Here is a 9,282-nt window from a genome sequence, read left to right as displayed (position 1 = left end):
TTATCGTTTCGAGTGTCACCTCGGGCAACTGTTCGGGCGAATCAAGGGAGAATCCGGCGTGGGTACCAAGCTACACGGCGATCGCTGAGATCCAGGCTCTCACGGTGGCCCACGCCGGCTCTCGACACCTAAACTGCCAGATTGCGAACAGATAAGGCTCTTACGCGGCATCCATGCCGCGTAAGGTCCCGCGACGGTGGGCGGGCAAGGACCAGTCGAGATGGTCGGTGTGCATAGTTTCAATAAACAGCCAGCAAACTGTCGGGTGCGGTGGCGTCGCTGCGACCTCGACGCTGTGAGTTTGCTGCAGGGCCCTTGCCCGCCCACCATCGCAGGACACGCTGCAAGTACGTCCTTGTAAGCTCTTACGCGGCATCCATGCCGCGTAAGGTCCCGCGACGGTGAGCGGGCAAGGACCAGTCGAAAGTGTCGGTGTGCAGGGTTTTAAACAAAGCTACCGATCAACTCTCTGGTGCGGTGTCCTCGCCGATTGCGGGACCGTGTGGCGGCATGGATGCCGCCACCGAGCCCCCAGGGATGGGTTTACGGCGTGTCCCGCGAGCGGTGAGGGCACCGCGCGCTCGACCAACCAGGCGTTTGACCTGAGCTTCCGACTAAGAACGGCCAACAAAACGTAGCGATCGGTCGTCAGGTGGTTGCGGACGGCGCGCTCAGAACCGGGGTGTACGAGTGGTAATGCCGATTCCGAACACAGGCCGCGCCCGCGTGGGGGCTGCGCAGTAGGTTTATTAGCCGCTCTTAGTTCTTATCGTCGCCGGTGGGCAAGTATTGCCGCAACGCCAGCACCGATGCCCATGGGTCTGCGCGTTGGCGCTTGGCACGTTGCAATGCCTTGTCCATTGGAAACGCATCCGGGCCGCTGATCTTGCCGAGTTCTTCCCAGCGCAGCGGCACGGCGACGGTGGCTTTTTCGCGGGCGCGTAGCGACCACGAACACACACTGGTGCTGCCGCGCCCATTGCGTAGCCAGTCGACGAAGATCACGCCGTGGCGTTTAGCCTTGCTCATGGTCGCCACGTAGCGGTCCGGGGTGTGTGTTGCCAGTGCCTGTGCGAACGCTTCGCAGAAATCACGCGCTTGCTCCCAACCTACCTCCGGCACGATCGGCACCACCACGTGCAGGCCCTTGCCGCCGGACAGGCGCACCGCGCTCTCCAACCCCGCGCTGCGCAGCTTGGCGCGGATGTCGCGCGCGGCGGCGACCACATCGGGCCAGGACACGTCGTCGCCGGGATCCAGATCGAATACCAGACGATCCGGATGCTCCGGGTCGTCGATTTGCGCGCCCCAGGGATGCAGCTCAAGGGTGTTCATCTGCACCAGCTCGAGCAGGCCGGCGGCATCTTCGACGTAGATGTAATCCTCGGTGCCGCTTTTTTGCTTTAGCGGAATCGCCTTGATATGCGCGCCCAGATGGCGGCCTTCGTGCTTCTGGAAGAAGCACTCGCCGCCGGCGCCATCGGGACAGCGCAACAGCGACAACGGGCGGCGTGCGATCTCCGCCAGCACCAGCGGCGCCACTGCGCGGTAATAGTCAGCCACATCGCCCTTGCTGATACCGACCGCAGGAAACACTACGCGCTCGGGATGAGTGATGTTGATGCCGTCCGTCGCCGTGGACTTAGACGCGATGGACTTGGACGCTGCGGATTTCGACACCCTGGATCCGGACGCTGCAGTCTTCGATATGGCGGTCGTCTTCGATGCCGTCGAACGCACGCGTTTGCTGGTTGTCTTGGTGGATGCTTCCACTGTCGTTTTGGTTGCTTTTTTCGTCGGCGTCTTGCGCGCAGGCGCAATAGCCGTCGTCGCACCGCCACGCTTGCTCGCAGCACGCGGCTTGCCCGGCGCGACGCGATCGCCGCCCAACTCGCTCATGGGTTTGTCCTCACGCAAACGCTTGAACGCGGCTTGCCGCAGCAGCCCTTCCTTGGCCCAACCGCGAAAGGCCACCTCGGCGATCAACACCGGTCGCACCCAATGCAGATCGCGTGGCCGCCCCGGGATATGCGTGGGCAATTCCAGCGTGGCGGTGTCGCTATGCAGCGCCTGCAACAGCGTGGTGATCTTGCCGAGCAAGGCATCGTCGAAACCGGTGCCCACACGCCCGACATAGCGCAGCGTCTTGCCGTCGCGTTGCGCCATCAGCAATGCGCCAAAACCACTGCGTGCGCCCTTGGGGTCGGTGTAGCCCACCACCACGAACTCGTCGCTGTCTGCGTGCTTGGTCTTGACCCAATCGGCGCTGCGTCCTTCGCGATAAGGTGCATCGGCCAGCTTGCTGACGATACCTTCCCAACCGGTGCCGGCGCTGGCCGTGAACACTTCCGGGCCGTGCCCGACCACATGGTCGCTAAATGCCAGCGTGCCCGGTTGATCGCCCAGCAACTCGCGTAGCAATTGCTTGCGTTGCAGTAACGGGGTGCCGCGCAAATCCACTCCGGCGACACCGAGCAGATCGAACACGATGTAACGCATCTGCTGCGTGACGCTGCCATCGAGCGCGCGTTGCAGCGCCGAGAAATCGCTGCGCCCTTGCGCGTCCAGCACCACCAGCTCGCCATCCAGGCGCGCATCGCGCACTGGCAACGCCTGCAACGCGCGCACCACATCCGGAAAGCGTTGCGTCCAGGCCTGGTCGTTGCGTGAGCGCAACTGCACGTCGCCATCGACCAGATCGGCCAGCAGGCGATAGCCATCCCACTTGATCTCGTGCAGCCAGCGCTCACCCTCCGGGGCGTGCTCGCGCAGCAAGGTCAGTTGCGCGCGCAGCTCGGTTGGGCATGGCGCATCGCGCGCGCCGTCCAGCGCCAGTGCGCTGGTGCGCCACTGTTTGGATTCTGCACGCCCTGAGCGCACACGTTTGCTTGTCACTGTCGATGTCTCGGCGATTGCGTCTGGCGGCACACGTTGCGCACGGCTAGCCTTGCCGCGCGTTGTAACCGACGCTGTCTTGGTACGCCTTGCCGAAGTTGCCAAACCCGATGCACCGGCGGCCTGCTGCGCCACCAGCGCATCGGCATCCAGATCGGCCGCATAGGCATCGGTGCGCTTGAACAGCAGCCACTGCGGTTTGCCGCCACGCATCTGCGTGCGCACCAACGCAAAGCCACCGCGCAACAGCGTGCCCTGCAATTCGAATTCCAGCTTGCCCGCCTCCAGCGCCGCCAATGCGTCGCCTTCGCAGTGCCAATGGCCGTGGTCGAAGACATCCACATGCCCGGCACCGTAATGCCCTTGCGGGATATCGCCTTCGAAGCTGGCGTACGACAACGGATGATCTTCCACCTGTACCGCCGGGCGTTTTTCGCCAACGCGCAACGACGGACCCTTCGGCACGGCCCAACTCTTGAGCACGCCATCGGCTTCCAGACGGAAGTCGTAATGACGCGAGCTGGCGTGGTGCAGCTGCACCACGAAGATCGGCTGCTTGCTGGCGCGCGCAGGCGTCTCGCCGGCCGGTTCCGGTGTCTGGTCGAAGCGGCGCTTGGCGTTGTAGTCGTGCAGTGACATGGGCTGGGCCTATCCGGCCTTGCGGCGCGGCGGCGCTTTCGCGGCCGCTGTTTTGGTCGGCTTGCTCGCGGTCTTTTTGGTGGCCTTCTTGGCCGCCTTCTTGGTTGCGGTTTTCTTGGCAGGCGCTGCCGGCGCACTGCTTTTCTTGGCCGGCGTGCGTGTATTGGCCTGCAGGCTCTTCTGCAGCAGCGACATGAAGTCGACCACGTTGGTGCTGGCGTCTTCGTGCTGCGGTGGCTCGACATCCACGGTGGTGGTGCCGCCCTTGGCCCGGATGCGCTTGCGCAGGATCTGCTCGAGCTTGCCGCGGAACTCGTCGTGGTAATCCTCCGGCTGCCAGGTGCCGGACATCGACTCGATCAACTGCCTGGCCATCTCCTGTTCCTTGGGCGTGATGCGGTATTCGCCCACCGCGCCGGCCGGCAGCTTGAAGTCCTGCGGGTCCACCACTTCCTGCTGGTAGCGCAGCAGCAGCAGAATCAACGCATCGCCCTGCGGCATCACCGCCGCCAGGTATTCCCGGGTACGGATGACCACTTTTGCGATGCCCACCTTGCCGGTGTCGCGTAGCGTTTCGCGCAGCAATACATAGCCTTTTTCGGCTTTCTTGCCGGGCACCAGGATGTAGGGCTTTTCGAAATAGCGCGGGTCGATGTCGGCGGCGTCGACAAACGTCTCCACCTCTACCGTTTCATGGCTTTCAGGCGAGGCGGAGCGGATGTCCTGCTCCTCCACAATCACATAGCTGCCCTTGTCGTACTCGAACGCCTTGACGATCTCCTTCCACGGCACCTCGTCGCCGGTGTCGGCATTGACGCGCTCGAAGCGGATCGGCTTCTTGTCGCGCGAGTCGAGCATGCGGAAATGCAGATCCACCTTGCGCTCGCCCGACATCAGCGACACCGGCACATTGAGCAAGCCGAACGAGAGGGTTCCGGTCCAGATCGGTCGTGCCATCGGCGTGTGACTCCGGGTGCTGTTGGGGTAGCACATAGCTGTAACGCTGGCGCCGTGATCCATGCGTGAGCCATCCGCATGGCGCGACTGCATGCTCTTCACCCTGAGCGCGGTGAACTGCGCACCCATCTGCAAGCTCAGGAGAACACCATGTCCCGCGACCCACTGCGCGAGCAACCGACCCAACCCGGCGAACAGCACGGCAAGCGCGATGCCGAACATTACGAAGACCGCGGTGCAGGCGATGCGCCAGACAAGCTGATTCCGGCCGATGGCGACACCCCGGCCAAGACGCCGGGCACCGCGCCGTCGGCCGCGACCGACCGCTGAAGACACCTAACTGCAAAAACGCGCAAGCGTGCCAGCCGCGCTGATCAGCCCTACGCCCGACCTGCCTGCTGCAGGCGGGCGAACTCATCATCGGCAAACAGACGCGAGCGCACCAGAAAGCGCACGCCCTCGCCGTTTTCCAGCGAGAACATGCCGCCGCGCCCCGGCACCACATCGATGATCAATTGGGTGTGCTTCCAGTACTCGAACTGCGAGGCGCTGATATAAAACGGCGCACCGCCGATCTCGCCCAGCAGCACGTCACGATCGCCGACGATGAAATCGCCCACCGGAAAGCACATTGGCGAAGACCCATCGCAGCAGCCGCCGGATTGATGAAACAGCACATCGCCATGCCGCGCGCGCAGCGTGTCGATCAACTGCAACGCCGCCAAGGTGGCCATGACCTGCAGCGGCATCTCCGATTGCGTGGTGGATTGCGTGGTGTGGTGCATCGTCGGCCTCCTGCAGCCACATCAGGCCGCCCTGTCAGGCACGATACGCCTCTCACGCTGCTGCGCGCATGCGTTCTCCGCGAAGTGTCACGCGGCCGTGCTGCAAGGCGCAGCACGACCTACGCGGCTGCGCCGATTGGACAACTGTCGTGGCGGGGAGCTGTCTGCTGTCCGCTGCGGCACGCAGCGGCGCTGCATGAAGCGCCGCCTCATCAGAGGTTGCGGGCTTAGATCTTGATGAAGTTGTGCGTGGACAAGGCACCGAACGGCAACGAGGCAAGCCGGCCACCAACCTCCAGCGAGCCCAGATCCGCCGCGAAGAAGCCGGCAGCCTCGATGATCTTGCGAACCTCGGCCTTGGCGTCTGCGTCATCGCCCGAATAGAACAGCACACGCTTGCCGCCGGCAACTTCTGGCTCTGGCAACACGTTGACGTCGAGGTGGTTGAATGCCTTGACCACGCGTGCACCCGGAACGAACTGGCTCAACACTTCGCTGGAATGCTTGTCACCCAGATCGACCGCCTTGATGCCGTAGGCGGCAAGCGGATTGCTGGGGTCCTTCGCATCTTCCGAATTCGGGTCCAGGAATTCGACCGGATTGGTGCCGTCGACCACGATGCGGCCGTTCCATGCCGGCAGGCTGCCCAGGACGCTCTCGATATCGCTCCAGCGGATCGCCGCGAAGACGATATCGGCACTCGCCGCTTCCGCCGTGGTACCCGCCGTGATCGACGGACCCAGTTCCTGCACCAGCGCTGCCAGCGAATCCGGGCCGCGACTATTGGAAATGGTGGCCGAAATTCCGTGCTTGGCGAGCGCACGTGCAATGTTGGAGCCGAGGGCGCCGGAACCGATGATACCGATACTCATGATGTTCTCCTGATAAGACGTTGGGGTTGAAAGCAAAGGGCCGCCGGCGCCACATGGGCCGATCGGGTGTTGAGGCATCGAACGTACAAACAGCTCATTAATATACGTGTGTCACTTACTCTATTACATTTGTTGGGAAAACTTCACCAAACCAGCGGGATCGAAAACTTTCCAAGTCGCGCCACCTCTGCTGCGACCGACGCAATACTGGTTTTTGCCAGCTCCGCTTCAAGCGCCTTGCGTGCCCGCGCCAGCGGCGGGCCAAGCGCTTCGAGGATGTTTCCGCCGACTGCGCAGTTCTCGCAGGGTGGCGTTCGATGCGTAGGGAACAACTCGGTATCCTCGACGGCCTGATAGACGTCCAGCAGCCGTATCGTCTTCGCCTGCCGCGCAAGCAGGGCGCCGCCGCCCGCACCGAGCTGCGAACGGGTCAGGCCGGCCTCGGCCAGACGCGACAACAACGCGCGCACCACGACTGCCCCGGTATTGGCCGAGTAGGCCAGATCTTCGGAGCGCAGCGGTTTGCCATCGCTGACGGCCAGTGCTGTCAGGATGTGGACCGCAACGACGAAGCGGGTGCTGGTGGGCATGTCGGCCTGCTTGTGAATGTGTGTAACCAACATTACATCACACTTATCAGGCTGTCAACACGTTTGTGCGAGGCGTGCTTGCGCACTGCTTGAGCCGATCGATCATCCAGCGGCCCGCAGGCCCAGCACTGCGGTAGATCACCCACATTGGCAACTGCGCTCCACCAAGCGGCAGGCCCTGCACCGCAAGTTCGACCAAGCGCCCCTCGGCGAGGTCCTTGTCCACCGTATGCAGCGGCATCTCTCCCCAACCCAGCCCGCTGACCAGCAGCGCGTGCTTGGTGGACAGGTCTGCCAGGTGCCAGGTCAATGGCGAGCTGGCGGACGGCCGTTGTGCCGACAGTTGTGAGCGATCGGTGAGGACCAACTGCACAAGGAGAGTGGCGGCACGATCGTCAGTACCGCATCGCTGAGCGGCTGGCGCATGAGCAGTTGCAGGGCAAGGAATGGGCCGACTACACGCTGGGCAAGACCCTGCTCGGCCGGCTCGGCAAGCCGGAGGAAGTTGCGAACGTTGCGTTGTTTCTCGCCTCCAACGAGCGCGCGTTCGTGACCGGCATCGATATCAAGGTGGACGGCGGCATGGCGGTCTGGTGAGTTGATGGTGCGGCAAGCGCAACCTGGGTCACGCTTGCCATGACAACACTCAGAAAAACCCAAGCGCCTTCGGCGAATAGCTCACCAGCAGATTCTTGGTCTGCTGATAATGGTCGAGCATCATCTTGTGATTCTCGCGGCCGATGCCCGACTGCTTGTAACCGCCGAACGCGGCATGCGCCGGATAGGCGTGGTAGCAGTTGGTCCACACGCGCCCGGCCTGGATCGCGCGGCCCATGCGATACAGCCGCGAGGCATCGCGACTCCACACGCCAGCGCCCAGGCCGTAGAGCGTGTCGTTGGCGATCGCCAGCGCCTCGGCTTCGTCCTTGAAGGTGGTCACCGACACCACCGGGCCGAAGATCTCTTCCTGGAACACGCGCATCTTGTTGTGGCCCTTGAACACGGTCGGCTTGACGTAGAAGCCCCCGGCCAACTCGCCATCGAGCGTGTTGCGCTCGCCACCGATCAACACTTCGGCGCCTTCCTGTCTGCCGATATCGATGTAGGCCAGGATCTTTTCCAACTGCTCGCTGGAGGCCTGCGCGCCGACCATGGTGTTGGGGTCGAGCGGGTTGCCTTGCTTGATCGCCGCCACGCGTGCAAGCGCTTTTTCCATGAACTTGTCGTAGATCGATTCCTGGATCAGCGCACGCGATGGGCAGGTGCACACCTCGCCCTGATTGAAGGCGAACAGCACGAAGCCTTCCACCGCCTTGTCGAGAAAATCGTCGTCTTCGGCCATCACATCGGCGAAGAAGATGTTCGGCGATTTACCGCCCAACTCCAGCGTCACCGGAATCAGGTTCTGGCTGGCGTACTGCATGATCAGCCGGCCGGTGGTGGTTTCGCCGGTGAAGGCGATCTTGGCGATGCGCGGGTTGCTGGCCAGCGGCTTGCCCGCTTCCAGACCGAAGCCGTTGACCACGTTGAGCACGCCGGGCGGCAACAGCTCGCCGATGACTTCCATCAACACCAGGATCGACGCCGGTGTCTGCTCGGCCGGCTTCATCACAACGCAGTTGCCGGCGGCCAGCGCCGGTGCCAGTTTCCAGCACGCCATCAGCAGCGGAAAATTCCACGGAATGATCTGCCCGACCACGCCCAGCGGCTCGTGGAAGTGATAGGCGATGGTGTCGCTGTCGATCTCGGAGATGCCGCCTTCCTGCGCGCGAATGGCACCGGCGAAATAGCGGAAGTGATCCACGCACAACGGCACATCGGCGTTGAGCGTTTCGCGCACCGGTTTACCGTTGTCCCAGGTCTCGGCGTAGGCGAGCAGTTCCAGATTCTGCTCGATGCGGTCGGCGATCTTGAGCAACACGTTGGCGCGGTCGGTAGTGGAGGTCTTGCCCCAGGCCTCCTTGGCCGCATGCGCCGCATCCAGCGCCGCTTCGATGTCCTGCGCGTTGGAGCGCGCGATCGAGGTGAACACCTTGCCGGTGATCGGCGTGGTGTTGTCAAAGTACTGGCCGCTCACCGGCGCCACCCACGCACCGCCGATAAAGTTGTCGTAGCGCGGTTTGAAAATCGAGGTCGGGTCGGTATTCAATGGCTTGGTGGAGGGAAGCGCATTCATCATGGTCTCCTGCTGCGATGGTCCGATGCGAACGTGTATACCCGCGCAAGTGCTAGCGCAATGTCATGTCATGCGCTGTTGCGCTGCGTCATTGCGGCGCAGCCGTTTTTTCGTACGCAGCTGTGGAAAGTGCGCTGCAGCGCATCATTGAGTGCACACAGATAACTAGGGCCTGTTAACACTAATGGCCCGAGCGATTAAACTATCGTGCATGGAGATCACGCCAGCACAATTTTCTCTAATCGAACACTGCCTGCCGGCGCAGCGCGGCAATGTCAGCATGACCAACCTGCAAGTGGTCAACGCCATCCTTTACGTTGCCGAGCATGGCTGCAAATGGCGCGGCCTACCCAAGCGCTTTGGCAACT

General features: G+C 62.9%; 10 protein-coding genes and 1 other RNA gene. 3 read left to right on the top strand and 8 right to left on the bottom strand.

Annotated features, from left to right (window positions below):
* Positions 1-622: 622 nt before the first annotated feature.
* From ABS769_RS21765 to ABS769_RS21755, 3 genes are all read right to left on the bottom strand, one after another.
* Positions 623-698: non-coding RNA, sX9 sRNA (locus ABS769_RS21765), on the bottom strand.
* A gap of 61 nt (positions 699-759) precedes the next feature.
* Positions 760-3,534, bottom strand: a complete 2,775-nt coding sequence (gene ligD / locus ABS769_RS21760) for a DNA ligase D (protein ID WP_317062960.1) — start codon at positions 3,532-3,534, stop codon at positions 760-762.
* Between the two features lie 9 nt (positions 3,535-3,543).
* On the bottom strand, positions 3,544-4,491 hold the full coding sequence (locus ABS769_RS21755) for a Ku protein (RefSeq protein ID WP_317062961.1): 948 nt from the start codon (positions 4,489-4,491) through the stop codon (positions 3,544-3,546).
* Between the two features lie 150 nt (positions 4,492-4,641).
* Here ABS769_RS21755 and ABS769_RS21750 point away from each other — a divergent pair, with 150 nt between their 5' ends.
* Entirely contained in the window at positions 4,642-4,821 is a 180-nt protein-coding gene (locus ABS769_RS21750; RefSeq protein ID WP_205393176.1) for a hypothetical protein, read from the top strand.
* A gap of 50 nt (positions 4,822-4,871) precedes the next feature.
* On the opposite strand, the gene ABS769_RS21745 is transcribed toward ABS769_RS21750, so the two are convergent.
* From ABS769_RS21745 to ABS769_RS21730, 4 genes are all read right to left on the bottom strand, one after another.
* A complete protein-coding gene (locus ABS769_RS21745) occupies positions 4,872-5,276 on the bottom strand; it encodes a DUF779 domain-containing protein (protein WP_168959199.1) in 405 nt (134 codons plus the stop codon).
* Between the two features lie 227 nt (positions 5,277-5,503).
* Positions 5,504-6,148, bottom strand: a complete 645-nt coding sequence (locus ABS769_RS21740) for an NADPH-dependent F420 reductase (RefSeq protein ID WP_115036842.1) — start codon at positions 6,146-6,148, stop codon at positions 5,504-5,506.
* Positions 6,149-6,291: 143 nt separating this feature from the next.
* The gene (locus tag ABS769_RS21735) at positions 6,292-6,738 is read right to left on the bottom strand and encodes an Rrf2 family transcriptional regulator (protein ID WP_317062963.1); all 447 of its coding nucleotides are present in this window, start codon (positions 6,736-6,738) and stop codon (positions 6,292-6,294) included.
* Positions 6,739-6,784: 46 nt separating this feature from the next.
* Positions 6,785-7,048: a LysR substrate-binding domain-containing protein gene (locus tag ABS769_RS21730; RefSeq protein ID WP_317062964.1), complete on the bottom strand. Its 264-nt coding sequence runs from the start codon at positions 7,046-7,048 to the stop codon at positions 6,785-6,787.
* A gap of 122 nt (positions 7,049-7,170) precedes the next feature.
* On the opposite strand from ABS769_RS21730, the gene ABS769_RS21725 reads away from it, so the two are divergent.
* Positions 7,171-7,335 (top strand): SDR family oxidoreductase, encoded by a 165-nt coding sequence (locus tag ABS769_RS21725; RefSeq protein ID WP_317062965.1) that lies wholly within the window; start codon positions 7,171-7,173, stop codon positions 7,333-7,335.
* A gap of 49 nt (positions 7,336-7,384) precedes the next feature.
* Here the strand turns inward: ABS769_RS21725 and adh are convergent, their stop codons facing one another.
* Positions 7,385-8,914 carry an aldehyde dehydrogenase gene (gene adh, locus ABS769_RS21720; protein ID WP_317062966.1) on the bottom strand — a complete coding sequence of 510 codons (1,530 nt, stop codon included), beginning with the start codon at positions 8,912-8,914 and terminating at the stop codon, positions 7,385-7,387.
* Positions 8,915-9,125: 211 nt separating this feature from the next.
* Between adh and ABS769_RS21715 the strand changes: the two genes are divergently transcribed.
* Positions 9,126-9,282: transposase (locus tag ABS769_RS21715; protein WP_233368074.1), on the top strand; the 157-nt coding region annotated here is incomplete at its 3' end.

Origin of the sequence: Xanthomonas hortorum (assembly GCF_040279205.1) — a bacterium.
Lineage (GTDB): Bacteria > Pseudomonadota > Gammaproteobacteria > Xanthomonadales > Xanthomonadaceae > Xanthomonas > Xanthomonas hortorum_F.
Note: the sequence above shows the minus strand (reverse complement) of the source record. Positions and strands in the feature narration are given on the sequence as shown.

Excerpts from the sequence above, each read along its gene's own strand:
- adh (WP_317062966.1), bottom strand. The coding sequence starts at position 8,914 with ATGAATGCGCTTCCCTCCACCAAGCCATTGAATACCGACCCGACCTCG.
- ABS769_RS21745 (WP_168959199.1), bottom strand. The coding sequence starts at position 5,276 with ATGCACCACACCACGCAATCCACCACGCAATCGGAGATGCCGCTGCAG.
- ABS769_RS21750 (WP_205393176.1), top strand. The coding sequence starts at position 4,642 with ATGTCCCGCGACCCACTGCGCGAGCAACCGACCCAACCCGGCGAACAG.
- ABS769_RS21735 (WP_317062963.1), bottom strand. The coding sequence starts at position 6,738 with ATGCCCACCAGCACCCGCTTCGTCGTTGCGGTCCACATCCTGACAGCA.
- ligD (WP_317062960.1), bottom strand. The coding sequence starts at position 3,534 with ATGTCACTGCACGACTACAACGCCAAGCGCCGCTTCGACCAGACACCG.
- ABS769_RS21740 (WP_115036842.1), bottom strand. The coding sequence starts at position 6,148 with ATGAGTATCGGTATCATCGGTTCCGGCGCCCTCGGCTCCAACATTGCA.
- ABS769_RS21755 (WP_317062961.1), bottom strand. The coding sequence starts at position 4,491 with ATGGCACGACCGATCTGGACCGGAACCCTCTCGTTCGGCTTGCTCAAT.